Genomic DNA, 26,881 nt, shown 5'->3' with positions numbered 1-26,881 from the left:
CATTATTTCTTTCCAAATGTCTGCACAACCCCGTGAACACACCATGCACCTGTATCATCCACGGTATATCCGTCCGGTGTCATACAGCCCGCCAGCATATGTCCGTTTTTCTGGTCCATATAGTAACATTTTCCGTCGATCCAGTTCCATCCCTTTGTCATTCGTCCCGTCGGTCCAAGGTAATACCATTTTTCTCCCTCTTTCAGCCATCCGGTCTGCATTTTTCCCTGATTCCCGTCGCTCGTCTTCCGGAGGTAATACCAACTGCCATCCTTTTCGTCGAGAAACCAGCCGGTCTGCATCCTGCCGTCACTTGCGAAATGAAACCAGGAAGTTTTTTCCTGACCTTCTTTTGCGTATGGATGGTAGATCCAGGCCCATTCACCGGCATAAGTTTTTCCGCCGGAAACAAACCGCCAGCTTCCGTCTGCTTCTTTTCTCCATTCACCGGCAATACTTCCTTTCGGCTGTTCTCCTGTATTCTGCAGCTTTTTCAATACACTTCCCGTACTTCCACTGCCAGAAGAATGTCCTCCGGAACTTCCTGACCATGTCCGGTCTACAAGTTTAAACGTCAATTTTACCGGGATCTTTTTTTCAATAGTTCCTGCCTTCACCGTGATCTCATCCGTGGTTTCCGCCGTATACGGGTATTTCTTCATCGCCTCCGTGATCCAGGATGCGCCTGTATCTGCCGATATCACTCCGTTTTCCGCTTTCACAGCTCCGGATCGAGATCTCCATTCAAGTACAAAATTTCCATCTCCATTCCCTTTGAGCGCCGCTGCGGGAACAAGTTCTGCCGTGATCTTCTGAGCATCCGCGCCCTCCCAGCTAAGTACCGGGTTGTATCTTGATCCGCTTTTCGTAAGTGTCAGCGCAAAGGTCAGCGTATCCTGATCCGCCCTGATCTCCTCAGGCATCACCAACGTCTGGTCATCCGTCACAAAGTCCACTTTCACACTGCAGGCTGCCGACTGGATATTTCCAAGCGCATCCTTTGCTGCCATGATCACATCCGTGCTTCGGGTCCCATATCCGGTGCGTTTTTCATAAATATGTTCCGCATGAGCCGCGTCATCTGCTTCCATGAGATCCAGGATCCATCTTGTATCCTTTTTGGCGCTCACCTTCGCGTTCCGGTAATCACCGTCCGCGATCCCTTCTTCCACAAAACCGGCATCCACCTGGATGATCGCATGGTCACCGACTGTCCAATTGATATCTTTTTTGTCAAAATAATCCGGTGCAAAGGTCCCCGAAAGAATCTGCGGTGCCGATACCGTGAGTGTCTCCTGCGGATTTTTCCGGTCACCGGTCAGTTTTCTGGTGACTGTAAAATTTAAAGCCGTCTTATTGAGAGATGCTCCTTCCGCCGCGACCTTCGTCCGGTCTTTGATCTGGAAGGTTACCGGGATCCTGCAGTTTGCCGTCACAGACTTCTCCTCGAAACTGGATACAGGTCTCGTTTTTGCCGTCAGGACAGCAAGTCCACCCTGAATTCCGTTTCCGTAAATCGTATCCTCGATCGGATACCGGTACTGTTTCTTTGCCTGCTCTGCCTCAGCCTTCCCGACGATGTCCTTAAAAAATCCGGCATTCAGATTCAGCTCGATCGAAGCGCTCTTTTTCGTATATCCGGACTCATCCTCATCATCATTTTTCTTTAAAAGGATCAGTTCATCATCGTCCACGCTCCATCTCACCGCCTCATCAGCGACATCATTATTCTTATCGACTACCGCCTGGATCTTCACATCCTGGACCTTTGTCCCTGTTTCCAGCTTTCCGTTCAGATATCTCGCCAAAAGTTTTCCCGCGCTGTCCCGCACTTCCGTCGTGATCGACGGCTTCATCCGGTCGCCGGTGCGCTCCTCTGTGACCCTGAAGGCAAATTCCTGAGGCTCCACCCGCACGCCTGCAGCCACCTTCTTATAGACAGCAGATACTTCCGTGTCATGCTCCGGCATCACAAACTGGTAGGAACCGCCTGTCTGATAGCTCGTCTTCCTTCTTCGCCCCAGCAAGTCCGTATAAGTCGGCACACCGTCCATCTGGAATTTCTCCGTCTCCGTATTCCTGGGCGCTGTGAGGACTGTCACCGTGTCCCCGGCCGCCACTGCACCCCGGTACGCTTTATGAAATTCTTTACTGTACGCGGACGGACCTTTTGCTGTGAGAACTGCGACATCGTAGAAATTCTTTGAATTTGCTGCCGTATCCACCTGAAGGACCGAAAGCAGATATCCCCGCACTGGCCGTCCCACGGAATTTGGCGCGAAATGGTCCGGAGTATAGAGGCCCTGTCTCGCCGCATCCTCCGTATCCACAACATGGAGGACTCCATTTTCGAGTTCCTCGTAGAAATAGAGCTCATCCTCTTTCTTTGTATTCTGTCCCTGGACTAATGTGTAGAAATTATCGCCCTTGTTCCAGAATCCGATATGGGCATCATATGAAAACCGGTTATCATCCGAAACTCCGGAACCACAGACTCCGGCCGCGATCTTTTCCTCCGTGTCTGCGAACAGATACGCTGCGTCCGCGCCAGCCTCCGCACCATAGCGGAAATGGAACCCAGTATCGTGCGTTCCGATGAAGGTTCCCTCCCGCGCCGCACTTCCGCGCCCGGAGGACGCGATCGTTCCCTCAAATCTCGCCACTTTGATCTTTCCGGAGGCATATTTTCCGGTAATTCCGCCGATAGACTGGGAACCGCTTCCGCCGATGGTCCCCATCACATGCGAATTAAAGATATCTGCAGAATTCTGAAAGCCCGCAATTCCGCCAACATAACCACCGCCCTGGATCCTGGAGCTCTGGCTGTCCCCGGTATTCACTTCACAATCCGCGATCAGTGACTCGGAGGCCCGCCCGGCAATTCCGCCAATGAAGATCTCCTTTCCGCTTCCCGCGTCGATCGCCACATGGTCGGAAACACAGTTTTCCACCACAGAATCTTCCAGAACATCCGCAACCACTCCGCCAACGGTGCCGGTAGTCCTCAGTGTCCCATTTACCGTCACATTCCGGATCACCGAATGCTTTGCCCGGCCCGCAAGAATTCCTCCATTTTCCTTCACTGTGATCACATGTCCCGGCTTTACTTTAAGATCCGTGATCTCCGCATTCTCCACCATTCCGAACAGTCCTCCAAAGTCCCAGGACGGCTGGTACATGCGAAAATTCGAGACAGTCTTCCCATTTCCGTCAAAATGACCTTCAAACGGACTCACTTTTCCCGCCCGCATATCCGCACCGGTTCGGTAAAAACCGATCGGGATCCAGTTCATGCCGCTGAGATCGATATTTTTCCCCAGTTCAAACCAGGCACCTCTATAATTACCCGGGTACGTTCCCTCCCCGCTTCCAATTTCCATTCCCATGGACGCGAGAACCGCAAGTCCGATCAGATGCTCTTTTGTCGTGAGCTGGTAAGGTTTTTCTTTGCTTCCGTCTCCGGATCTTCCACTCAGGAAGCTCATATCACCTACATCCCCACCCCAGATCTCATCGTCCGCCGCGAATACAGCGATCTTCCCGGACGCATCCGACGCAGTCGCGATTTCCCCCGCCGCCGTCTCCACGCTTCTTAAAACTGCCATTCCCTTTACCGGTGTTCCGAGCGCCATGCAGACTCCTAATCCCACTAACATCATCCGGCTCTTTCTTCCTCTGTTTTTTCTGCTCTTTTTCATATTTTCTCCCCTCTATGCCTGCGGCAGACAGAACGCCGGACAGATTCCGATCCCGCTATCCGACACATCCGCCTGTCTGAGGCATCCGTTTTCCAGATCTACAACATATTCCCTGTTTCCGTATACAAAATTTCCATACTCGTCTGTCTCATAAGCCGGTGTGCGGAGCCAGAATCCCCTGCTGTAAGGACTTCCCTTTCCTTCCGGGTTCCAGATCTCCTCCCGGTACCGGTACGCCTCCTCAAGAGAAAGCAGAAAGAAGCGGTCCCGGCAGTCCTGATACGAAAGCCGGCAGCTCCGAAGCCCATCCATCCGGGTCTGCGCAAAATCTCCGGTTTCCGTCCTTCCTGTAAATGCGGTTACTGTTCCCGTGTATACAAAGTCCGCATCCGGAACCGTATTCTCCTCCTGTTCTCCCAGCCACTTTCTTACCCGGGATTTCTTATAATTATTATCCTCCCCGAACGAAAGCAGGACCCGTTCCTCATATGTGCTCTCCACGTCAGACCGGATCACACACTCCGCCAGAAACAGCGCGCGTTTTCCGTAGTTTCCGCTTCCATCCTGATAATCATCATCAATGCAGCGGAATCTGCAGACTTTTCCCGCGACATTCCGCAGGATCACATCTCCGATCTTCCAGGACGCCCGGTCTTTTTCATCCCCGAACTGATCTCCTGTTCCGGGCACTTTCTCTTCTCCGGGATCCGGCGCCCGCCCCCGCCACTCAAAACCGATCCGGCAGTCCGAAAACAGCTCACCGTTCACACTTCTCGTTCCCAGATCTGTCTTTGAAATATTGATCACATCCGAAAACATCTGCGCGATCACCAGCGTATCAAATGCACTTTCTCTTCCGGTCACTGTGATCTCCTGTCTTCCTTCCCGGTCTGCAGCAGACACGGATTCCATAAAGAATCTTCTGCCTGCTTCCCGGTCCTGCAGGATCACCTGCTCCGCTGCCGAGATCTCTATCGGTCTCTCCGCCGCATAGGGGACAAGTTCCCCGCTGCAGCCTGCGAGTGCGCCAAAAGAACCTGCAGCAGCAAGCCACTTTACCATTTTCCTTCGATTCATTTTTCCTCCTGGATATTCCGGCTAAAGCCGCCGGCGGCTTTTCGATGAAGCAGACACCATCTGCTTCCGGAGATTTTTAAGACTTTAAAAAGATCTGTCATGATTTGACTGGAATGTCCCGGACGGTTCATTCCTCTGTTTGTCCATAACTATATCACAGGACCTTTCCGGAATCCATATCGGATCCGTAAAACCATGCCCCTGTTATTTGGTCAGTTTCACGAAAATATTTTTCTATTTTCGTCATTTTTGCCAATCCGTTTTCATAAAAATCCCTGCAAAGTCAGTGTTTACAGGCATTTGATAATGTAAAAAAGAGTGTGCACCATTGGCACGGAGTGCCTTTGGATTTCACCGGAAGTTCCTTTTAAGAAAAAACGGGACACGCCGCGCGCATCCCGTTTTCTTCTCCATATTGTATTTACCGAACTTCCACCGTCCGCAGGAACTCCTCCATCGGGATCACACCGTCACACACCAGATCTGCCAGCTCTTCCCGCATGGTCCGCATTCCCTGTGTCTTCACTATATATTCCTCGATCTCCCATGCAGGCCGGTTCTCCGCTGTCATCCGCTTTAATTCCCGGTCCATCACAAAGATCTCATGGACCGCAGTTCTCCCTCTGTATCCTGTATTCAGGCAGTGTTCACATCCGCGCCCGCGTTTTGCACTTTTCACCGTTCTTCCAAGCAGACGCTGTTCCTCCTCCGTGAGTTCCACCGCCTCCGCGCAGTGCGGACACACCTTTCTCACCAGTCTCTGTGCCGCCATGCCGCACAGACTGTCCGCCGTGAGGTATGGCTCCACGCCCATATCCGCCATTCTTGTGATCCCGCCCACTGCACTTTTCGTGTGCAGAGTCGAGAGCACCAGATGACCGGTGATCGCCGCGCGGACACTGATCTTCGCAGTCTCCGGATCTCTCGTCTCGCCGACCATGATGATATCAGGATCCTGTCTCAAAACCGCGCGGAGTCCCGATTCAAAGGTAAGTCCCGCCTGTTCATTCACCTGGATCTGGCTGATCCCCGGAAGATATCGCTCTACAGGATCCTCGATCGTCACGATATTTACCGGCTGTCTCAACAGATATTCCAGGATCAGGTACAATGTCGTGGTCTTTCCGCATCCTGTCGGTCCGGTAAGATACAGGATCCCGCCCGGACTCCTCAGGATCTGTATCATCTTCTTATAATTTTCTTCATTCATGCCAAATGTCCCGCAATGATCGATCTCCGTCTTTCTGTCCAGAAATCTCAGCACCATCTTTTCCCCGAAGATCGTCGGGATCACGCTCGTTCTCATATCCAGCCGGATCCCTTTGATCGTCTCCCGGAAATGTCCGTCCTGCGGAACTCTCTTTTTTGCGATATCCATCCCGCTGATGACCTTCGCTCTCGTCACGAGCGGCTGGTACATGGATTTGTCAAACTCCCGGACCATCGTCATCATTCCATCGATCCTCATCCGGATCACAAACCGGTCCTCCCACGGTTCCATGTGAATATCGCTGGCATTTTTCCGGTATCCGAAGATCAGAAGTTCTTCCAGGATCTTCACCGCCGATTCGGTCTCTCTTCCAACCCGTTCCGTTTTTTCCGCGCTCTCTTCCCTGTTTCCATTTCTTCCGTCTCCACCTAATGCAAGCAGCATTTTCACTTCCCCCTATCTCAAAATTTCACTGTCTGGACTGCGGTACCGCCACCGCATAAAAACCAATTCTTTGTCATCGGCATCCCTTATTTAAGGCTGCTGTCCGGGGCTCCCACAAAAAATATTTCCAGATCTCTCATAAAGGACCCGTGCCCCCTCAGACACCGTGATCCTGATAAATACGCGGGATTCACTCGAATCCTCCACTGAAATTTCCGGCACGAGATCATCCTCACAAAACGTATCCAGTGAAAGCTCGTCCAGCTCCCCGACCCGGATCGCACCTGTCTGCAATCCGTCCGTCACATGCCGGAAAACGGCATCACCGATCATTTCCGCATGTTCCTGATCCCCTGTCCGCTCCAGAACGCGAACCATCATCCGCCTCATCGGAAAAATAAGGAGCATCAGCATTCCAAACAGCAGGATCACCGTCATGACTTCCACCAGGGTAAAACCGCCTCTTTTATTCTCCATCTGCAAAAATCTCCTCCATGACCGCCTGATCCGCCCAAAAAACGGTTACCGGACGATCACTGTCTTTCACTGTCTCTTCCACATAGGATCCGGATTCCACAAACTCCTCCCCGCCGATCTCCAGATGGATCTCTGCGGCTGCTGCATATTCCGCATCTCCTGTCAGGCGTTCCACTTCTGTGCCTGCTGCGGAAAGTTCCCGGCTCTTTTCGATCACGCGGGAATACCCTGAAATACAGGAAACGACAGCCTTTGACGCCAGCATCAGAATAAAGAACGCTGTCAATATCTCCACGAGCGTCATTCCGCTGTGATCTGAAAGTATTTTCTTTCTCTTTTTCATGGCGCGTTCTCCTCCTTCCGATCCGCTGTGGATGGTGTATACACGGATAGGCGTTCCCGCCCGAGAACGATCGATGCACTTTCTGTCTGCTCCCGCACCGTACACTCCGCATGCAGCACCAGTTCAGAGCCATCCTCTCGCCAGAAAGATGTCACGACAGTCCTGATCTTTTCTGACTCTCCATTCTCCGTATCCGCCCAGACCACGCCCTCGGTCACCGGAAGACCGTGTCTGGAGACAAGTTTTTCGATCACCTCCGATGACTCTTCTTTCAGGATCTTCCCTGCCAGCACCTGCACGACCGATTCCGCAGCCAGTCTCGCCTCCGTTTTCGCGATATTCCGCTCTGCCCGCGCATATCTTCTCGATGCTGAAGAAAACAGTAAAGTCCCAAAGACCATGACGATCATGACTGTGATCAGAACTTCTGCCATAACAAAGCCTTCATGTCCGTTCTTTTTCAATCGGTTTCCTCCTCTCAACTGCCAATACTCCCATACATGTTCCACATCGGTTCCATGATCCCAAGGATCAGAAGACCGGTGAGTGAGCCGATGACCAGGATCATCGCCGGTTCCAGGAGATTCATCAGTTTCGTGAGTGCCAGATCCGCCTCATGTTCATAATTTTCCGCCAGCCTTTTTAACATATCTTCCAGGCATCCCGCTTCCTCACCGGTGACGATCACCGCCGCCAGTTTCTTATCGAAACTGCCGCTCGCCCGGATTGCCTCGCTGAGCAGCATTCCGTTTTTCACGTCTTCCATGATCAACCGGAGTTTCCCATCCAGATAGCGGTTTCCGATGGTCCCGATTGTATACATTAAACAGGATGGGATCGGCAGTCCGCTGGAATAGAGACTTGACATATTTTCACAGAATCTCGCCGTGCAGATCGTTCTCACCTGTCTTCCCAGGACCGGCAGTACACACAGCATCCTGTCGTACAAAAGCCTGACCACCGGTCTCGTGATCAGAAATTTCCAGACCGTGAAAAGGATCAGTGCTGCTACCGGAAGAAAATATCGGTATCGATACAGAAAATGGCTGATCTCCATCAGAGTTCTCGTAAGAAGCGGAAGCTTCACACCTTTAAGGAGTGGTTCCAGCGTCGGAAGGATCGCTAGAAAGACAAACAGGACCAGGAATATCATCATAAAGATAAGGATCTTCGGGTACAGCATAGCACTGCGGATCTTTCCTTCCGTGCGATGTTCTTTTTCATAATGCTCCGAGAGCTTCATAGTCGTTTTCCCGAGATGACCTCCGATCTCCGCCGACCGGATCATCTGGACTGCCAGCTCCGGAAATGCCCCTGTCTCCTCCATGGCATCCCCGATCGCCATTCCATCGGTCATCCGCTGCTTGAAAAGCCGGCATGCCCGGGAAAATCTCTGATCTGTTTCATCCGTTTCCATGATCTCAAGTGCCCCGGCAACCGGAAGTCCCGAGCTTACCAGGACCGAAAACTGTCGGAAAAAATCAGCTAATCCTGCCGTCCCAAGTTTCTTTTGCTTTTTCATGACATATCCCACCTTTTATTACTCTGGATCCCCTACCATGTTCCCCAGAAGAACAGAGAGACGATCTGATCCTCAAAAAGTCTTGCGGCAAATAGTCCCAGACAGAGCGCCGGAGCAAACGGGATCCTCGCCCGCTCTCCGAATCTCACCTTTCCAAGTGCCAGCAGGACCACTGACTGAAGTCCTCCAAGAAAAAGTCCCGTGATCGTCCCGATCAGGCATGTTTTCCATCCGAGACAGAATCCTGCGGCTGCCAGCAGCCTGATATCACCGCCACCAAATGCCCCGTCCACAAAAAGATTTGCAAGGTACATGGGAAGTGCTGTGCAGAAGATCCCGATGAGCCGGGCAGTAAATGGAATTTCCGGCTCCGTAAATACCGAAAGTCCTGCCAGGATCATCAGCGGAACCAGTACCCGGTCCGGTATCATCATCGTGCGGATATCGGTCCATGCAATCTGGATCAGGACCACCGCAAGGCACAGATCCATACAAAATCTCATCTTTTCCTCCATCGTTTGTAAAAATATTCTTTGAAATTTTCTGTCAAAAAGCAAAACGGCGCAGTTGTCCACTGCACCGCATCAAAAAACCATATTTTTATGTCCCCATTTTACGGAATCTCATAAAGCTTGTCAATTCATTGCCCACATATGGGCTATAAATATCACCCGCGAAGATCAGCCTGCGGATACCGCACCACACGGTCACACACCTTCTCAAGAAGCTCCGGCGAGTGGCTGACCGCGATCATTCCCATCTCCCGCCGTTTCAGTTCCTTCAAAACGAAATCCCAGATCTGTCCCTGCGTGATCAGATCCAGCATTGTCGTCATCTCATCCGCGATCAGAAGTTTCGTCTTTCGCCCCAATGCTCTCGCGATACAGAACCTCTGAAGCTCCCCGCCGGAAACCTCCACCGGAAACCGTTCTTTCCATTCATCCCGGATCCCGAGGCCTTCCTCGATCCGCGCCCGTTCGCCCGGATCCTCAAACGTCCAGTCCCCTTCCGCAAGAACCGTACTCAGGCGCCTTTTCGGATTCACTGAGAGCTCCGGATGCTGCCAGACCATCTGCACCGGGCAGTAACCGCGGATCTTCAGGATCGGCATTCCATCGACCAGGACTTTCCCCTGATCCGGTCTCTCATACCCGGCAAGGATCTTACAAAGCGTTGTCTTTCCATATCCGCTCGGTGCCATGATCCCCACCTTTTCGCCTGGTTCCACCGAAAGATTTACATGGTCCAGGATCTGTCTGCTCCCTTTCCCGTATTTAAAAGAAATGTCGATCGCTTCCAGCTTCATCTTCCGTATTCCTTTCGCATGATCTCCAGGATCTCTCCTGTGTCGCAGAGGTTTTCTCCGTCCTTTTTCCAGTTCTTCGGCATGGATCGGAACAGCGCCTTTGTGTACGGATGTTTCAGGTTCTCCTCATTCTGAAAAGCAGCCGCGTCCGTCTCCTCGATGACTCTGCCTCCATAGAGCACGACGACCCGGTCTGCTGTCAAAAGCGCCAGCTCCAGATCGTGGGTGATGAGAAGAACTCCTGCCCCGTCATCCGCCATCTCCCGGAAATGCCCCATAACGCGCGTTGCCGCCTCCATGTGAAGTCCAGGTGTCGGCTCGTCCGCAATGACGAGTTTCGGTGTTTCCATCACCGCTGTGGAGATCAGAACGCGCCGCGTCATGCCGCCGGATAGCTGAAACGGATATTTTTCCCGGATATCCGGAGCCAGACCATAGCGCTTTAACACCGCCAGACATTTTTCCTTGACAGAATGATCCTTTTTCCCGTTCCGGATCTGATCCCCGATCTTCATGAGCGGATCAAGATATGACACACTCTGGGGCACAAAAACGATCTCATGTCCACGGAGCTTTTTTACCCGTTCCGCCGTCAGCGGTGTTCCAAGAAACCGGATCTCCCCGTCCATCGCGCTGTTGTAGGGCAGGATTCCCATGATCGCATGGGCTAACAGACTCTTGCCGGATCCGCTTGATCCCACGACCGCCACGATCTCGCCCGCACGTACCGAGAGGTCCATCTTCTCCACCGCATGGAGCGTCCGTCTCGAAAAACCGCGGTCATACTGTGTAAAGGTGACGGAGAGATCCTTCACTTCCAAAATCGTATCCTTCATCTTCTCCGCCTCCTATTCATGAACACTGCCCGGATCCAGAAGCCTGCACAGCGCCTGACCGATATAATGGAACAGCAGGACCGTTCCCACGAGGAAAAGTCCCGGAAACAGCGCCAGCCACCATTTTCCCATCGCAAGGTACTTCATGCTCTCCGACAGGATCACCCCGATCGCCGGACTTTCCGAGGAAAGCCCAAAGCCCAAAAATGTGATGCTGGCTTCATGAAGGATCGCATGCGGAAACAGGAGGACAAGTCCCGTAATAAACTGCGGGATCAGGTTCGGCGCCATATGGCAGAATGCGATATAAAACTTTCCTTTTCCGAGCTTCTCCGCGATCTTCACATACTGGCTCTGTTTTAGCTGCAGGACCTCCCCGCGGATGAGTCTCGCGAGCGATGCCCAGTGCGTGAACGCGATCCCCCAGACAACACCCCAGAATCCCCGCCCGCAGGCGAAGGAGATCAGGATCAGAAGCAGCATATGTGGAATTCCCATCACGATATCGATGAGCATCTGCACAATGCTGTCCGCCGCTTTTCCGCACACAGCCGCGCAGAGTCCCATAAGAAATGCCGCAGCTGCGCTGACCGCCGCCGTCAGGAGTCCGATCCGGATGCTTAAAGAAAGTCCGGCGATCGTCCGAACAAACATGTCCCGGCCCATCCAGTCTGTTCCGAATGGATACTGGATACAAGGCGCAAGATTTTTTCGCGTAAAATCAGTCTGGATCGCAGTTTCCTTCCAGAAGCTCCCGAGAACCGCAACGAGCACCAGAAGTCCAGCTGCCAGGATCAGCAGTGCGAAGCTTTTTCTTCTGCGATTTTTCATCATCTCTGCTTCGCCCCCTCCCGGATCCTCGGATCGATCACACCGTACAAAATGTTTGCCGCAAGATTTCCCGCGGCGACGATGACCGCCGTCACGACTGTGATCCCTAAAAGTAACGGAACATCACTTCCGAGTCCCGCCGTCACTGCCGCCTGTCCCAGTCCCGGGTAGGAAAATACCTGTTCCACAAGGACAGAGCCGCCGATGATCTCACTCACCGACGAGAACTGAAGTGTCATGGCCGGGAGAAGAATGTTCCGGAGTCCATGACGTCTTAAGATCGCCCAATCCGACTCTCCCCTTGCTCTTGCAAACAAAACGTAATCACTTTCCATGACCTCGATGAGTTTTTCCCTCGTATGAAGGGCGATGGATGAAATTCCCGTGATGCTTAAAGCCGCACCCGGAAGAACCGCATGCCGGATCCTGTCCGCAATGGAGATTGCCCCTGCATCCATTCCGATCGGAACGCTGAATCCGATCGGGAACCAGTGAAGCTTCACCGCAAATACCATGAGCAGCACCATGGCCACCCAGAACGACGGCGTACTCGCCACAAACAGCGAATATCCCGTCACGATCCGGTCCATGACTCCGCCGCGCCTTTTTCCTGCGAGAACGCCAAGGAAAAAGCCGAGAATGCCGGATAACAGCCATGCCGTAAATAAAAGCCATACGGAGCTTAAGACCTTCTCACCGATGACTTCCGCCACCGGTCTCCGGTACAGAAGCGAGGTTCCCATGTTTCCATGAAGGAAGTCTTTCAGCCAGTTCAGATACCGCTCCACCGGCGGAAGATCCGTTCCCCAGTAGCTTCTGAGTCTTGCGATCTGCTCCGGACTCATGGAGCCGAGCGCGGTCTGACCGACGTTTGTCTGAAGCGGATCTATGGGAGAGGCCGCCAGGAGCCCAAACGCCAGAATACTCACAAGGAGTACCATTAGACACATCCGCGCTGCCTGTCTGCCGATCCACAGACCCGTTCTCTTTATTTCCATGTCCACTGGTCAACGTTGTTTACGATCGACCAGCCATGTCCGTGCGGATGAAGTTTCTGCTCCGCAACCTGCAGTCCGTCCTTCACCCAGTATAAATGATCAATATTCACAAGCCAGATCCACGGAAGATCCCCATCCTGGGTGATCCCTGTCGTCCCGTCCCACTGGGCATCTTTCCAGAGTTCATAGGACTTTTCAAGGTCGCTCTCCGCCAGAGCGGCATCCATGTACTTGTCCACTTTCGCATTTGCATACGGGGAATATTCCGCATATTTCTTTCCCGGAGCCGTATGGTAAATGTTGTAGAGCTCCATCGGCGTGTGCGCGCCCCATCCCCACATGAGCGGAGTGGACTGTGCGCGGTCGTAGGCGGTATCCCAGCCGACTCCCTCGGTCGTCACGTTGATCCCGAATGCTTTTAACTGGTTTGCCGTGTCCTCCGCAAGTGCCTGGCGGACAGAATCACCGGTTGGATACATCAGGGTGAACTCGGCGCGGACTCCGTCTTTTGTGAGGATCCCGTCTTCTCCGGCTTCCCAGCCATCCTCTTTCAGGATCGCCTTCGCCATATCCGGATCATAATCCGTCTCCGCCGCCGGGTTATACCACGGCATCTGGTCGCAGACGCTGTATGCCACTGTCCCGTACCCGTTTAATACGTGGTCGATCATCTCTTCCCGATTGATCGCAAGGTTGATCGCGCGGCGCACACTTACATCACTTGTAAAATCGTTTCCAAGCGCCACGCCGTTCTCATCGGTCTCCCCCGCCGGGATCACCGGAAGGTTGAAGCCGCGGTTATCGACCGTCTTGCAGTCAAAAAGGGAAAATCCATCGACCGTCTGGTCAGAGTATGCCGCCGATGTGTAAGCAAGATCCACCTGTCCGGAAAGAGCCGCCGCATACGCTGCGTCCTCATCCATAAATAAGACCGTCACGGTCTTCATTTTCGGCGCATCCCCATAATAATCCGGGTTTGCCTCAAAGATCACCTGCTGCCCTTTGTCCCACTGTTTCATGATATAGCGGCCGGAACCGATCGGGTTCGTTCCATAGTCCGGACCATAAGCGTGTTCCGGGACAATCCCCGTGATCGCCATCGTGTACGGCCAGATCGAATACGGACGGTTCATATCAAACTCGACCGTGGTATCATCCAGCGCTCTCGCCTCTTTTAACATCGTAAAGTCATTGACCGAGCTGTTGTCCCGCAGTGTATTGTAAGTGAACGCCACGTCCTCCGCCGTGAGTTTCTCCCCATCGGTAAACTTTACGTCATCGCGGATCGTCACGGTCCATGTCATCCCGTCATCACTGACATTCATATCGGTCGCCAGATCATAACCGATCGTCATATCTGCCTTTGTGACGGTCAGCGTGCTCTGGATCAGCGGCTCATGGACATGTTCTCCAGCTCCCCAGCCGTAAGCCGGATCAAATCCTGCCTCCGGCTCAGAGGACGGTCCCATGACAACGATGACGGAGTCTTTCCCGTTTTCTGCTGCCGCGCCTGTGTTCTCCGCAGCAGCGGAGGAGCCGGATGCGGAGCTTTCCGCTGTCCCCGCGTCCTTTCCGGAACAGCCGGCCATGGAACATACCATGGCGGCTGCCGTCAGAGCTGCCAGTATTGTTTTTATTGTTCGTTTTTTCATGAATTTATCCCCTTTTCTGTCCTGAAACCATGTGCAATAACACACTTTTACTCCAGACACGAGTGCAAAAAAATACCAGAAAGAAGCATACATTCTGTATGCGTCAACCTTCCTGGTATTGTTTTATCGATTCTTTTTATGATCTGTATGTCATCTCGCTCTGATGACGTACAGATACGAATATTTTTATCGTGTTCTGTTTGCAAACCGCCTTGGGCGGGCTCTTTTCCGAGTATGGGCTTCAGCCGCATAATAGTAACATTATAGTAAACTTTTTTTCAAAAATCAATGTTTTTCCTGTCCATGACTTTGCAGAACACCACCCCCGCCGCCGTACTCGCGATCGTCGCGAGCAGCGCCGGTCCCGCGATCGCTGCCGGATCGACGCTGCCGTACTGGCTGCGGTAGGCGATCATGTTGATGGGGATCAGCTGCAGAGACGAGATGTTGATGATCAGAAATGTACACATCTCGTTGCTGGCGGTCCCGGCCGGGCGCTTCCATCTGTACAGTTTTTCTTTTGACTTCGGCTTATCCGGAGTCTCCCCGTATGACCGTCTCCGCTCCCCGGATATTCCGCAATCTTCTTCCCGGTCCTCTCTCCGGCAAATCCCGCCTCTTCTCTCATCCTCCAGCTTTCCCAGCTCCTCCATCGCCTTCAATCCCGCCGGGGTTGCCGCCCAGCCGAGTCCCAGCATATTTGCGATCATATTTGTCGCGATATACTGCCCTGCCGGATGTCCGTCGGGGAGATTTGGGAAGAGGAATCTGATCACCGGGCGCATTTTTTTCGTGAGCGCCTCAATGAGACCGGCTCGCTCCCCGATCTTTAAGATCCCGCACCAGAACGACATGATCCCGAGCATGGTGACTCCCAGAGTCACCGCCTCTTTCGCCGAGTCCAGCAGCCCGTTCGTTACTTCCCCCATATTTCCATGAAACGCCGCCCAGAAGATCCCGGCGGCCATCATCCCAGCCCACAGCGCATTTAACATAAAAAGATCCCGCATTTCTGTCTGAAGAGGTGAAATCCCCGAAAATCCGGTAAAAGACCGGATCCATCGGGTTATCACCTGAGTTTCTTCATTCTATGACAGAAATGCAGGATCTATGAATCTCCGCAACTTTACAATACTTTGTGGATTATGAGCTATTCTCCGCACAGCGCCTCCATGACTTCCGGCACCGTCTCGATCTTCTCGCAGCGGTACGCGTTGCTCCCGCAGAACAGCAGCGCGTCATCGATCTTTCCTTCCGCGGCATTGATAAGCGCCTTCGTGATGCAGTACGGCGTTGTCGCCGGATCACAGTGCTCCAGGCACCTGAAACAGTGCTCGACCTTGACCGGGCCTTTCGCGACACGCTCTAAGAACTTGTTTTTGATCGCACGCCCCGGCATTCCGACCGGACTCTTCACGATCACGATGTCTTCCTCTTTCGCGTTAATGTATGCCTCTTTGTAAGCGATATCCGCGTCACATTCCTCGGTGGTCACAAATCTCGTCGCCGCCTGGACTCCTTCTGCTCCAAGTTCAAACTGATGCAGAACGTCCTTATAGTCGAAAATTCCGCCCGCCGTGATGACCGGGATATGCTTTTTATACTTCTCGGCAAAGCTTTTCACCGTCTCGATGATCCCGCGGACCTCCTTGTCGTATGCCGGCTCATCATATGTCTCCGCCACATGATCCGTATCGGCTCCAAGCTCCGTAAGCTGTTCCCTGGAAAATCCAAGGTGACCGCCCGCGCAGGGACCTTCCACCACGATGAAATCCGGTGCCGTATGGTACTTTCTGTCCCACATCCGGCAGATGACAAGTGCCGATTTCACAGAAGAAACGATCGGCGCGATCATCGTGCGGCGCTCTTTTTTTTCTCCGCCGTCCGCTTCGCTCTCCGCCTCCGCGACAAATTTCGGCATGTCGATCGGGAGACCGGCTCCTGAGATGATCACGTCCGCTCCGGCCTTTACGGCCTCTTTTACATAGGATGCGTACTCTTTTGTCGCGACCATGATATTAAAGCCGAGAATGCCCTGCGGCGCTTTCTCTCTGGCTTTTTTAAGCTCTGAATGGATCGCTCTCAAGTTCGCTGCCATCGGATTTTTTCCGAAGTCATGATCCTTAAATCCGATCTGCGCTGTGGAAATGATCCCGATGCCGCCCGCTTTTGCAACGGCTCCGGCGAGCGAAGAAAGACTGATGCCGACTCCCATTCCTCCCTGGATCACCGGGCGCTTCGCCACAAGGTTTCCTATTTTTAATGGTTTCAGGATGTTTGTTTTCTCCATTCTGCCTCCTAGAACTTCCGGAATCTCTCGTAACGGCGTTCTGCTAACGTCTTCCCGCCGAGCGGTGTCCATGTCTCAAAGAATTCCTCCATGGCATCTTCCATAGTCTTTGCGATCTCCGGAAGTGTTTCCGGGTCTGCCGGTTCCGGCTCCGGGATCACCCGTTCAATGATTCCAAGTTCTTTTAATTCTTTTGCAGTCATCTTCATGACTCGTGCCGCCTCATCGGCGCGTTTGCTGTCTTTCCAGAGGATCGAAGCGAAACCTTCCGGGGAAAGGACGGAATAGACTGCATTTTCCATCATCCAGACCTCATTAGCAATCGCCATGGCGAGTGCTCCGCCGCTTCCGCCTTCCCCGATCACGATCGAGAGGACCGGAACGGTGAGATCGGACATCTCAAAGAGGTTTCTCGCGATCGCCTCGCCCTGTCCGCGCTCCTCGGCTTCCAGACCGCAGAACGCCCCTGGTGTATCCACAAAGCATACCACCGGACGTCCGAAGGTCTCCGCCTGTTTCATGAGACGGAGCGCTTTCCGGTATCCGTCCGGGGACGGCATGCCGAAATTGCGCTTAATGTTTTCTTTTGTATTCTTTCCTTTTTCCTGGCCGATCACTGTCACAGGCATTCCGTGGAAGGACGCGATCCCGCCGACAATGGCGCCGTCGTCCTTGCAGTAGCGGTCTCCGTGAAACTCCATAAAGTCATCAAAGATCGCATGGATATAGTCGGTCGCTACCGGGCGATCCGACTTTCTGGAAAGCAGGACGGAATCCCACGCGCTGCGGATCATTCCGGCGGCTTTTTCCGATGCATGGCGGACTTTCTTTCCACGGGACCGGTTCTCCTCTGAAGCACCTTCCCCGGAATGTTCTCTCTCCCAGGCCGCCAGACATCCGCTCTCCGGCTTTTTATGAAGCTTTAAGATCATCGCCAGCGTTTCCTTTAATTCCTCACGCTTTACGATCTTATCGACAAAACCGTGCTCTACGAGGAACTCGGCTCTCTGGAAACCTTCCGGGAGCTTCTGCCCGATCGTCTGCTCGATGACACGCGGTCCGGCAAATCCGATGAGTGCCCCCGGCTCCGCAAGGATGATATCTCCGAGCATCGCGAAACTTGCCGTCACGCCGCCCGTCGTCGGATCAGTCAGAACACTCACATAGAGCTGTCCGGCCTCATGATGTCTCTTTAACGCAGCGGACGTCTTTGCCATCTGCATCAGGGAGACCATGCCTTCCTGCATTCTCGCGCCGCCGGAGCAGGCGAAGAGGATCACCGGAAGTTTTTCCGCTGTGGCGCGCTCGACCGCCCGTGTGATCTTTTCTCCTACATTGTGACCCATGCTGCTCATTAAAAATCTCGCATCGCAGACGCCGACAACCGTCTCTTCCCCGTGGATCCGGCATTTTCCGGTGACGATCGCCTCGTTGAGTCTCGATTTTTCTCTTGCCGCCGCAAGTTTCTTCTCGTATCCCGGGAAATTTAACGGGTTGGAGACTTCCATCTCCTTGTCCCACTCCTCAAAGCTTCCCTCGTCAGCGATCATCTCGATCCTGCGGTACGCATGAACACGGAAATATCCGCCGCATTTCGGACAGATATAGAAATTTGCCCTCACGTCATCTGTGTAGATCGGCTTTCCGCATTTATTGCACTTTTTCCACAGCCCGGCAGGAATCACCGGCGCGTCCTCCTCTGCCGTTCTGGCAGATTCCTTTTCTCCCGCACGGTATTTCATATCGATCTTCGTATATGTTTTTTTAAACATATCCCTTAGCATATATAAAAGCTCCTTTCAAGACTGTGAAAACATTACGTTCAGCCATGCACATAGTTAGACACGGCTGAACTGGTATCATCTATTCTTTGGTATACTCCGGAAAATGCGACGGAATGAAGTTTGTATCCACATTTCCCGACTGAAAATCCGGATCGCTTAAAATATCATACTGGAAATCCAGATTCGTATTGATTCCCTCGATGACAAGCTCCCCGAGGGCGCTGCGCATCTTCGCGATGGCGGACTCCCGGTCCTTGTCCCGCACGATCAGCTTTAAGATCATGGAATCATAGTTCGGCGGGATCCGGTAATTGTTGTAGACCGCCGTGTCCACACGGACTCCCCGGCCACCCGGGAGATGGATATCTGTGATCATGCCCGGGCATGGCATAAAGTTCTTCTCCGGATTCTCCGCGTTGATCCTGCATTCGATAGCATGGCCGGAGATCTTAATGTCCTCCTGGCTCACGGAGAGCGGTTCCCCCGCCGCGATCTGGATCTGCTCTTTGATGAGGTCCATGTCCGTGACAGCCTCCGTCACCGGATGCTCCACCTGGATCCTCGTATTCATTTCCATAAAATAGAAATTTTTATCTTTATCTAAAAGGAACTCGATGGTTCCCGCATTCTCATATCCGACCGCCTTTGCCGCGCGGACTGCCGTCTCACCCATCTTTTTCCGAAGCTCCCCGGAGATCGCCGCTGACGGGGATTCCTCAAGAACCTTCTGGTGTCTCCTCTGGATCGAGCAGTCGCGCTCACCGAGATGGACCACATTTCCGTAACGGTCGCCTAAGATCTGGAACTCGATGTGGCGCGGATTCTCCACAAACCGCTCGATATACATGGTATTATCGGAAAATCCCTTGACGGATTCCATCTGGGCATTTAAGAAGTTCGCCTCGAAATCTTCCTCCGACCTCGAAACGCGCATTCCCTTTCCGCCGCCGCCGCTGGACGCCTTGATCATCACCGGAAAGCCGGCCTCTTTCGCGGTCTTAAGGCCTTCCTCCACAGTGTAGACCGGCTCTTTGCTTCCCGGAACCACAGGAACGCCCGCCGCCATCATAGTTTTTCTTGCCTCGGACTTATTTCCCATCTTGTTAATGATCTCAGCTGACGGTCCGATAAAGCGGATATTGCACTTTTCACAGAGCTCCGCGAAGCGGGCATTCTCGGACAAAAATCCGAAGCCCGGATGGATAGCATCTGCCTTCATGACAACGCATGCGGTTAAGATCCGCTCCATATCGAGATAGCTCTCCGTGGACGGCGCCGGTCCGATACAGATCGCCTCGTCCGCAAGAAGTGTGTGCAGTGCGTCCCGGTCTGCCTCGGAGTAGACGGCAACCGTCTTGATCCCCATCTCCCGGCATGCCCGGATGATCCGAACGGCGATCTCGCCGCGGTTTGCGATTAAAATCTTCTGAAACATCTCTTCACCAGTCCTAACCGATCATAAATGTGAGTTCCGCAGATACCGCGACTTTGCCGTCCACGGTAGCGACCGCCTTTCCAACACCGACCGGTCCTTTCTGCTTGATGATCTCGCATTCCAGACGGAGCTTGTCGCCCGGAACTACTTTCTTCTTAAACTTTACATTATTCATTGCGCCGAAATACGCAGTCTTTCCTTTGTTTTCCTCAACGCTTAAGATCGCGACAGCGCCTGTCTGTGCCAACGCCTCAACGATCAGGACGCCCGGCATTACCGGCTCCTGCGGAAAATGGCCCGCGAAATACGGCTCATTGTATGTCACAGATTTATATCCGACGGCTCTCACGCCCGGCTCCAGCTCCTCCACACAATCCACGAGAAGAAACGGATGTCTGTGGGGAATAATTTCCTGAATTTCTTTGATTCCTAACATGATTTTTATCCTCTATCCAATCTTTCACAGCCCGCGCGGCAATGCGCGGGCCGCCAAACGGTTATCTTTATTAATTAACGAATCCGGAATAACGGCTGACCATACTCAACCGTCTCCTCGTTCTTCACAAGGATCTCCTCCACGATTCCGTCATACTCGCTCTCGATCTCATTCATCAGCTTCATGGCTTCCACAATTCCGATGACCTGACCTTTTTTCACGGTATCTCCGACTTTTACATAGTCCTCTGCGTCCGGTGCCGGGGAGGAATAGAACGTACCCACAAGCGGACAGGTGATCACTTTCTCGGAGATTCCGGAAATTTTCTTTTCCGCATTTTCACCGGAGACCTGCTCCATAGCGGTCATATCCGCGGTCTGGATCATGGAACCCTGTCCCGGGACCTGCATAACGACCGGTGTCTGCGCCGCCGCAACGATTTTCTTTTCCCGCTTCATGCTCAGTTTCCAGTCGCCTTCCTCAAGCTCGAAGCCGGTCATGCCGTTCTCTGACATTGCCTTCATTAATTCAATGATCTCTTTTACTTCCATCGCCGTTCTCCTTACTCCTCAAACCTTCTGACAAGCAGGCACGCATTGTGTCCGCCGAATCCCAGAGAGTTCGTCAAAACTGTCTTTACTTCCATGGAAACGCCGTCGCCCTTTGTGTAGTCAAGATCGCATTCCGGATCGTCCACTTTTAAGCCTGCTGTGGCATGAACGAAGCCGTCCTGGATGGATTTTACACAGTCGATGAACTCAACGCCGCCGGCAGCGCCTAAGAGGTGGCCGATCATGGATTTTGTGGAGTTGATCTTTACTTTATATGCATGATCGCCAAGCGCAAGCTTGATGGCCTTTGTCTCGAATAAATCGTTGTGGTGGGTCGCTGTTCCGTGGGCATTGATGTAATCGATGTCCTCCGGCTTCATTCCCGCGTCAGCAATTGCGTATTCCATTGCCTTTGCGGCACCGCTTCCGTCCTCCGCCGGAGAAGTAATGTGATAAGCATCGCCTGTCGCTCCGTATCCGGCTAACTCCGCGTAGATCTTCGCTCCGCGGGTTTTTGCATGTTCTAATTCCTCTAAGACAACGACACCTGCGCCCTCGCCCATGACGAAACCGTTTCTCTCAAGATCGAACGGAATGGAGGCGCGCTCCGGATCCTCAGAGGTGGAAAGAGCGGTAAGTCCGGAGAATCCCGCAACGCCTAACGGTGTGATGCAGCTCTCAGTTCCGCCTGCGACCATGACCTCCGCCTCGCCGTGCTGGATCGCACGCATCGCCTCACCGATGGAGTTCGTACCGGATGCGCACGCTGTCACGACGTTGATGTTCTTTCCCTTTAAGCCAAACTGGATGGACACGTTTCCTGCTGCCATATTGCTGATCATGAGCGGCACCAGAAGCGGGTTTACGCGGTTCGGTCCTTTTTCCAGAAGCTTCTTATATTCCTTCTCGATGATCTGTAAGCTTCCGATACCGGAGCTCACGCAGACACCGACACGGAACGGATCTTCCTTTGTCATGTCGAGGGAAGAATCCTCCAGCGCCTGGCGGGCTGCCGCTACCGCAAACTGTGCGAAGCGCTCCATTCTCCTTGCCGCCTTCGGATCCATATAGTCCTTCGGCTCGAAGTCCTTGACCTCTGCCGCGAGCTTTGCTTTATAATCGGTCGTGTCAAAATAGGTGATCGGTCCAAATCCGAGTTTCTTCTCTTTTAATCCGTTCCAAAATGTCTCAACATCGTTTCCGATCGGGGTGATCGCGCCCATTCCTGTTACTACAACTCTTCTCATGCTTTTCGTTCTCCTGTTCTAATTATGCTATCATCCACGCCCCGCGCAGATGATAACCGAAACATCCGCTGTCCGGCTGTGTGGCCGGAACAGGCGCTTTTTCCAACTGTCTTTTACATCGCCATGCCGCCGTCCACATGAAGAACCTGGCCGGTAATATAAGCTGCCTCATCGGAAGCGAGAAATGCGACTGCCTCCGCAATGTCCTTTGTCTCACCGAAACGCTTTAACGGAATCTGCTCGCCCATGGCTTTCTTTACGTCCTCCGGCAGCACATCCGTCATCTCTGTACGGATAAATCCCGGTGCGACTGCGTTCGATGTGATTCCGCGGCTTCCAAGCTCTCTCGCAACGGATTTCGTGAGTCCGATGATGCCGGCCTTAGATGCGCAGTAGTTTGCCTGGCCTGCATTTCCCATCACTCCGGAAACGGAGGAGATGTTGATGATCCGTCCGCCTCTCTGCTTTAACATCTGGCGGGAGACATGCTTGATGCAGTTGAATGCGCCCTTTAAGTTTGTGGCAATAACTGCGTCAAAATCGTCCTCGGACATCTTCATGATCAGGTTGTCTTTCGTGATTCCGGCATTATTCACCAGAATGTCGAGACGACCGTATTTTTTTACGATCCCATCGATCATTTCTTTGGATTTTTCAAAATCACTGATGCTGCACTGCATGCTCTCCGCCATTCCGCCGTTTGCGGTGATCTCATTTACGACTTCCTCCGCTTTTGCTGCGGAACCGTTATAGTTGACGATGACGGTCGCGCCGTATCCAGCCAGTGTCAGAGCGATCTGACGGCCGATTCCGCGGCTTGCGCCTGTCACAAGAGTAACCTTCCCTGTTAAATTCATGTTTCCCTCCGTGTTTCTATCAGTCAGCCGCCAGGTTTTTGTCTCTGACGACATTATTTACCAATCTTAAATTGTTCTTTTTGTCTTTTCTTTCGTGCAAATTAATTCAATTTTTGAATTATGTTATGCCTCAAGACATTTCCTCAACACTTAAAACTTATTATTGTGCATATTTTTTGAACAATTTTCTCTTTCAATTACTCAGTTCAGCTTCTCCAGATCCTCAAATTTCTCAATATTGATGACCGTTGCCTCCCGGTTGATCTTTCTGATAAATCCGGCTAACGTCTTTCCCGGTCCGATCTCGATAAACCGGTCAACACCGTCCGCCAGCATAGTCTCCACGCTCTGCTGCCATCTGACAGAAGAAGATACCTGACGTGTCAAAAGCGGCTTTACATCCTCCGCCTTTGTCACATAAGCGGCTGTCACGTTCGCCACATACGGGATCACCGGCTCAGATACCGGAATATTTTCCAGGAATTTTCCAAGCTTCTCTCCGGCTTCCTCTAAAAGATAGGAGTGGAACGGACCGCTTACATTGAGCGGGATCACGCGTCTTGCGCCCGCCTCTTTTAACTTCACCGCCGCAATCTCCACCGCCTCCTTGAGACCGGAAATCACGATCTGACCCGGGCAGTTGTAGTTTGCGACCTGCACATTCGGGATATCGTCCACAACGGCATTGATCTCATCTGCCGTCATGCCGAGGACAGCACTCATTCCGCCGACTCCCGCCGGAACTGCCTCCTGCATGAGGATTCCTCTCTCCCGGACCGTACGGATCGCGTCATCCGCCGTCATAACGCCTGCTGCCACCAGTGCGCAGTACTCGCCAAGGCTTAAGCCAGCAGCCACATCCGCATGGATGCCCCGCTCCTCCATAACCTTCATCATGGCAACGCTCGTGGTCACCATTGCCGCCTGCGTATACTCCGTGATGTCCAGACGGTCATTTTTCTCAAAACATAACTCCGGAACGGAAAAGCCTAAAAGCTCCGTCGCACGGTCAAATACTGCCTTTGCCGTCTCCGAATTTTCATAAAAATCCTGGCCCATGCCGCATACCTGCGCGCCCTGGCCCGGAAAAATAAATGCTGTCTTTCCCATGATTCTCCTTATTTCTGACATCCGCCAAGCAGCTTATCTGCCTGTTCCATCATCTCATCGATCATTTCCTTACATGTCTGCTCTTTCGTTACAAGACCTGCGATCTGACCTGCCATGACGGTTCCGTTTGTGGTATCGCCTTCCTGAACGGCTTTTCTGAGGGTTCCAAGTGTCAGATACTCAAGCTCCTCAAAGGATTTTCCTTCTGCCTCAAGACGGTTGTACTCTCTCGTCATCTGGTTTCTCAGACAGCGGACCGGATGTCCGTGGGTTCTTCCTGTTACCGCAGAATCGATATCTTTTGCCTTAATAATTCTCTGCTTATAATTTTCATGAACGATGGATTCCTTTGCGACAACAAATCTTGTTCCCATCTGGACTGCCTCAGCGCCCAGCATGAAGGCCGCCGCTATTCCTCTTCCATCGCCGATGCCGCCTGCCGCGATGACCGGGATAGATACCGCGTCAACAACCTGCGGAACGAGAGTCATGGTGGTCGCCTCACCGATATGTCCGCCGGATTCGGTTCCCTCTGCAACGACAGCATCAGCGCCGCCGCGCTCCATAAGCTTCGCAAGAGCCACAGAAGCAACGACCGGGATTACGATGATCCCTGCTTCCTTCCACATCTTCATGTACTTTGCAGGATTTCCGGCTCCTGTCGTAACGACCTTCACGCCCTCTTCAACAACCACCTTCGCCACATCATCCGCATATGGGCTCATTAGCATCACATTGACGCCGAACGGCTTCTTTGTCAGTGCTTTCGCCTTACGGATCTCTTCACGGACAACCTCCCCCGGTGCATTTGCACCGCCGATGAGGCCAAGACCTCCTGCCTCAGAAACAGCGGCAGCAAGATGATGTTCAGCGACCCAGGCCATACCGCCCTGAATGATCGGATATTCGATTCCCAGCATTTCTGTAATTCTTGTCTTCATTTTTATTGCTCTCACTTCCTGAAATCTATCTGTCGGGTATTGCCCGGAGTCTGCGGTCTGCACAGGAACTGCGCTTTCCGCTGAATCTTTATTACAATATTTCAGCATTCTGCCTGTGCAGTCTTGCTGAACGCTTTCTTATCTCAATACCAGTAAAACGCGTCAGAGACGCGTTTTAACTTTGGTTTATTTGATTTGATTATTCCTCAACGCCCTTGTCTTTTAAGTACTTCATAACATCGCCGACAGTAGCAAGGTTCTGAAGGTCCTCAGCCGGAATCTCTACGGAATACTCATCCTCAAGAGCCATAACAAGCTCGAATAAGTCGAGGGAGTCTGCGCCAAGGTCATCCTTGAAGGAAGTTGCCTCTGTGATGCCGTCTGCGTCTGTGCTTAACTGCTCTGCGATAATTTCTTTCATCTTCTCTAACATGGTTTGATCTCCTTTAAATGTTCTTATTTTTTTGTTTTATATATTTTTGTGATTTTTTATTTTTTTGAGTTACTTTTTGCAATATGCGCAAATCATAACTTTTTGCTTTTCAGCTGCAGCAGCTCTCTACCACTCCATGAGAACCGCGCCCCATGTCATTCCTGCTCCAAAGCCTGACATGATGATCTTGTCGCCCCGCTTCAGCATGTCCTTCTGGATCATGTCATTTAACAGCAACGGGATCGACGCCGTGGATGTATTTCCAAACTGGTCGATAGTCATCGGGAATTTCTCCATCGGCTCCTTCAGACGTCTGGCCGCTGCCTCGATGATCCGCTCGTTCGCCTGGTGGAGGACATAATATTTAATGTCTTCCTTTTTTGTCCCTGTCCGGTTAAGAAGCTCCAGGACGCTCTCCGGCACCTTCCGCACCGCGAACTTGAAGACCTCCTGTCCGTCCATGGTCATGAACCCGAGCTCCGGCTTTGTTCCCGTGAGGAAGTTTCCGACGGTTCTGGACGTGCAGGCGAGGACATCGCCCTTCGTTCCGTCCGCCCCCATCATCATGTCGATGATTCCGGTCTCTTCCGCTTTTAAAACGGCTGCCCCGGCTCCGTCCCCGAAGAGGACGCAGGTGCCGCGGTCACTCCAGTCTGTCACCTTGCTGAGGGTTTCCGCCCCGATGATCAGCGCCGTCTTGTAAATTCCGGCTTTAAAAAATCCTTCCACGATATTCATGGCGAAAATAAATCCCGCGCATGCCGCCGAGATATCGAAGGCAACTGCATTCACTGCCCCGATGGCCGCCTGAACACTGCAGGCATCGCTGGGATAATTCCGGTCCGGGGACGAAGTCCCGAGAATGATGATATCCAGCTCTTCCGGGGCAACTCCCGCTGCCGCAAGCGCCCGCTCAGCCGCCTTCGCCGCCAGATGGCGCGTTCCCTCTCCGGAGGAGATCCGGCGTTCCCGAATCCCGGTCCGTGTCCGGATCCACTCGTCATTCGTGTCCACGATCTTCGCCAGATCGTCGTTCGTAATAATATTCTCCGGCACATACGCGCCGATTCCAGCAATTCTGGCTGTCATCATCTTCTAAATCCTGCCATTTCGTTTATGCGGAAGGAATTTTATTCCCCGCAGTAGTTTTTAATTTCAAATAGTTTGATATTCAAAATGTTTGATTCTAATGGTAATAGATGTCTGCTGTTTTGTCAAGTGAATTTTTGTTTTTCCTTCTCACCGCCTGCTGCTTAAGTAAACCTGCAACCATTCCGTACCCTTGTGGTTCCACGCAGCAAAGAAGGAATGCCGCCTTTTCACCTGTTTAAGCTCAGTATTTGCCGCATCTGGACTGGTCAAATTATTTAAAATTGGATATTTTAACAATGCCATATCTCAGA

Annotated in this window: 25 protein-coding genes; all 25 read right to left on the bottom strand. The window is 52.5% G+C overall.

Features of this window, described 5'->3' with window-relative positions:
* Positions 1-2 precede the first annotated feature (2 nt).
* The 25 genes from FN001_RS18580 to FN001_RS03250 all read right to left on the bottom strand — a co-directional run bounded on the left by FN001_RS18580 (position 3) and on the right by FN001_RS03250 (position 26,570).
* Positions 3-3,698 (bottom strand): peptidase A26, encoded by a 3,696-nt coding sequence (locus FN001_RS18580; RefSeq protein WP_279230952.1) that lies wholly within the window; start codon positions 3,696-3,698, stop codon positions 3-5.
* A 12-nt stretch (positions 3,699-3,710) separates the two neighbouring features.
* Positions 3,711-4,775, bottom strand: a complete 1,065-nt coding sequence (locus FN001_RS03365) for a DUF6273 domain-containing protein (protein WP_142410786.1) — start codon at positions 4,773-4,775, stop codon at positions 3,711-3,713.
* A 421-nt stretch (positions 4,776-5,196) separates the two neighbouring features.
* On the bottom strand, positions 5,197-6,429 hold the full coding sequence (locus tag FN001_RS03360; protein WP_142410785.1) for a GspE/PulE family protein: 1,233 nt from the start codon (positions 6,427-6,429) through the stop codon (positions 5,197-5,199).
* Between the two features lie 90 nt (positions 6,430-6,519).
* Complete coding sequence (locus FN001_RS03355; protein WP_142410784.1) at positions 6,520-6,906, bottom strand: type II secretion system protein; 387 nt, start codon at positions 6,904-6,906, stop codon at positions 6,520-6,522.
* The gene (locus tag FN001_RS03350) at positions 6,896-7,249 is read right to left on the bottom strand and encodes a type II secretion system protein (RefSeq protein ID WP_142410783.1); all 354 of its coding nucleotides are present in this window, start codon (positions 7,247-7,249) and stop codon (positions 6,896-6,898) included. The genes FN001_RS03355 and FN001_RS03350 overlap by 11 nt, the downstream gene beginning before the upstream one ends.
* Positions 7,246-7,713: a type II secretion system protein gene (locus tag FN001_RS03345; RefSeq protein ID WP_142410782.1), complete on the bottom strand. Its 468-nt coding sequence runs from the start codon at positions 7,711-7,713 to the stop codon at positions 7,246-7,248. Before FN001_RS03345 ends, FN001_RS03350 begins: the two co-directional genes overlap by 4 nt.
* A gap of 14 nt (positions 7,714-7,727) precedes the next feature.
* Positions 7,728-8,771 (bottom strand): type II secretion system F family protein, encoded by a 1,044-nt coding sequence (locus FN001_RS03340; RefSeq protein WP_142410781.1) that lies wholly within the window; start codon positions 8,769-8,771, stop codon positions 7,728-7,730.
* 32 nt (positions 8,772-8,803) lie between these two features.
* Positions 8,804-9,274, bottom strand: a complete 471-nt coding sequence (locus tag FN001_RS03335) for a prepilin peptidase (protein ID WP_185911825.1) — start codon at positions 9,272-9,274, stop codon at positions 8,804-8,806.
* Positions 9,275-9,438: 164 nt separating this feature from the next.
* On the bottom strand, positions 9,439-10,077 hold the full coding sequence (locus tag FN001_RS03330) for an ABC transporter ATP-binding protein (protein ID WP_118651121.1): 639 nt from the start codon (positions 10,075-10,077) through the stop codon (positions 9,439-9,441).
* Positions 10,074-10,913 (bottom strand): ATP-binding cassette domain-containing protein, encoded by an 840-nt coding sequence (locus FN001_RS03325; protein ID WP_118321829.1) that lies wholly within the window; start codon positions 10,911-10,913, stop codon positions 10,074-10,076. Before FN001_RS03325 ends, FN001_RS03330 begins: the two co-directional genes overlap by 4 nt.
* A gap of 12 nt (positions 10,914-10,925) precedes the next feature.
* On the bottom strand, positions 10,926-11,747 hold the full coding sequence (locus FN001_RS03320) for an ABC transporter permease (RefSeq protein ID WP_142410779.1): 822 nt from the start codon (positions 11,745-11,747) through the stop codon (positions 10,926-10,928).
* Positions 11,744-12,685, bottom strand: a complete 942-nt coding sequence (locus FN001_RS03315) for an ABC transporter permease (protein ID WP_243121927.1) — start codon at positions 12,683-12,685, stop codon at positions 11,744-11,746. The genes FN001_RS03320 and FN001_RS03315 overlap by 4 nt, the downstream gene beginning before the upstream one ends.
* A 47-nt stretch (positions 12,686-12,732) precedes the next feature.
* Positions 12,733-14,394: an ABC transporter substrate-binding protein gene (locus FN001_RS03310; RefSeq protein ID WP_142410777.1), complete on the bottom strand. Its 1,662-nt coding sequence runs from the start codon at positions 14,392-14,394 to the stop codon at positions 12,733-12,735.
* Positions 14,395-14,672: 278 nt separating this feature from the next.
* The gene (locus tag FN001_RS03305) at positions 14,673-15,389 is read right to left on the bottom strand and encodes a nucleoside recognition protein (RefSeq protein WP_142410776.1); all 717 of its coding nucleotides are present in this window, start codon (positions 15,387-15,389) and stop codon (positions 14,673-14,675) included.
* A gap of 155 nt (positions 15,390-15,544) precedes the next feature.
* On the bottom strand, positions 15,545-16,684 hold the full coding sequence (locus FN001_RS03300) for an NAD(P)H-dependent flavin oxidoreductase (protein WP_142410775.1): 1,140 nt from the start codon (positions 16,682-16,684) through the stop codon (positions 15,545-15,547).
* Between the two features lie 8 nt (positions 16,685-16,692).
* Positions 16,693-18,468, bottom strand: coding sequence for an acetyl-CoA carboxylase carboxyltransferase subunit alpha (locus FN001_RS03295; protein ID WP_142410774.1), 1,776 nt, complete (start codon positions 18,466-18,468; stop codon positions 16,693-16,695).
* A 79-nt stretch (positions 18,469-18,547) separates the two neighbouring features.
* The gene (locus tag FN001_RS03290; RefSeq protein WP_142410773.1) at positions 18,548-19,903 is read right to left on the bottom strand and encodes an acetyl-CoA carboxylase biotin carboxylase subunit; all 1,356 of its coding nucleotides are present in this window, start codon (positions 19,901-19,903) and stop codon (positions 18,548-18,550) included.
* 13 nt (positions 19,904-19,916) lie between these two features.
* Complete coding sequence (fabZ, locus tag FN001_RS03285) at positions 19,917-20,339, bottom strand: 3-hydroxyacyl-ACP dehydratase FabZ (protein ID WP_015553938.1); 423 nt, start codon at positions 20,337-20,339, stop codon at positions 19,917-19,919.
* 74 nt (positions 20,340-20,413) lie between these two features.
* Positions 20,414-20,890 (bottom strand): acetyl-CoA carboxylase biotin carboxyl carrier protein, encoded by a 477-nt coding sequence (gene accB / locus FN001_RS03280; protein ID WP_142410772.1) that lies wholly within the window; start codon positions 20,888-20,890, stop codon positions 20,414-20,416.
* A gap of 11 nt (positions 20,891-20,901) precedes the next feature.
* Positions 20,902-22,137, bottom strand: a complete 1,236-nt coding sequence (gene fabF / locus FN001_RS03275; RefSeq protein WP_142410771.1) for a beta-ketoacyl-ACP synthase II — start codon at positions 22,135-22,137, stop codon at positions 20,902-20,904.
* Positions 22,138-22,250: 113 nt separating this feature from the next.
* Positions 22,251-22,994, bottom strand: coding sequence for a 3-oxoacyl-[acyl-carrier-protein] reductase (gene fabG, locus FN001_RS03270; protein ID WP_142410770.1), 744 nt, complete (start codon positions 22,992-22,994; stop codon positions 22,251-22,253).
* Between the two features lie 201 nt (positions 22,995-23,195).
* Positions 23,196-24,104, bottom strand: a complete 909-nt coding sequence (gene fabD / locus FN001_RS03265) for an ACP S-malonyltransferase (RefSeq protein ID WP_142410769.1) — start codon at positions 24,102-24,104, stop codon at positions 23,196-23,198.
* An 8-nt stretch (positions 24,105-24,112) separates the two neighbouring features.
* Positions 24,113-25,153, bottom strand: a complete 1,041-nt coding sequence (gene fabK / locus FN001_RS03260; protein WP_279230951.1) for an enoyl-[acyl-carrier-protein] reductase FabK — start codon at positions 25,151-25,153, stop codon at positions 24,113-24,115.
* Positions 25,154-25,244: 91 nt separating this feature from the next.
* On the bottom strand, positions 25,245-25,478 hold the full coding sequence (gene acpP / locus FN001_RS03255) for an acyl carrier protein (RefSeq protein ID WP_117469940.1): 234 nt from the start codon (positions 25,476-25,478) through the stop codon (positions 25,245-25,247).
* 126 nt (positions 25,479-25,604) lie between these two features.
* Positions 25,605-26,570: a beta-ketoacyl-ACP synthase III gene (locus tag FN001_RS03250; RefSeq protein WP_486463470.1), complete on the bottom strand. Its 966-nt coding sequence runs from the start codon at positions 26,568-26,570 to the stop codon at positions 25,605-25,607.
* Positions 26,571-26,881: the final 311 nt, after the last annotated feature.

This window comes from Clostridium sp. Marseille-P7770 (genome assembly GCF_902143525.1).
In the GTDB taxonomy this organism is placed as follows: Bacteria; Bacillota; Clostridia; order Lachnospirales; family Lachnospiraceae; genus Pilosibacter.
This window is presented reverse-complemented; position numbering and strand designations above follow the sequence as displayed.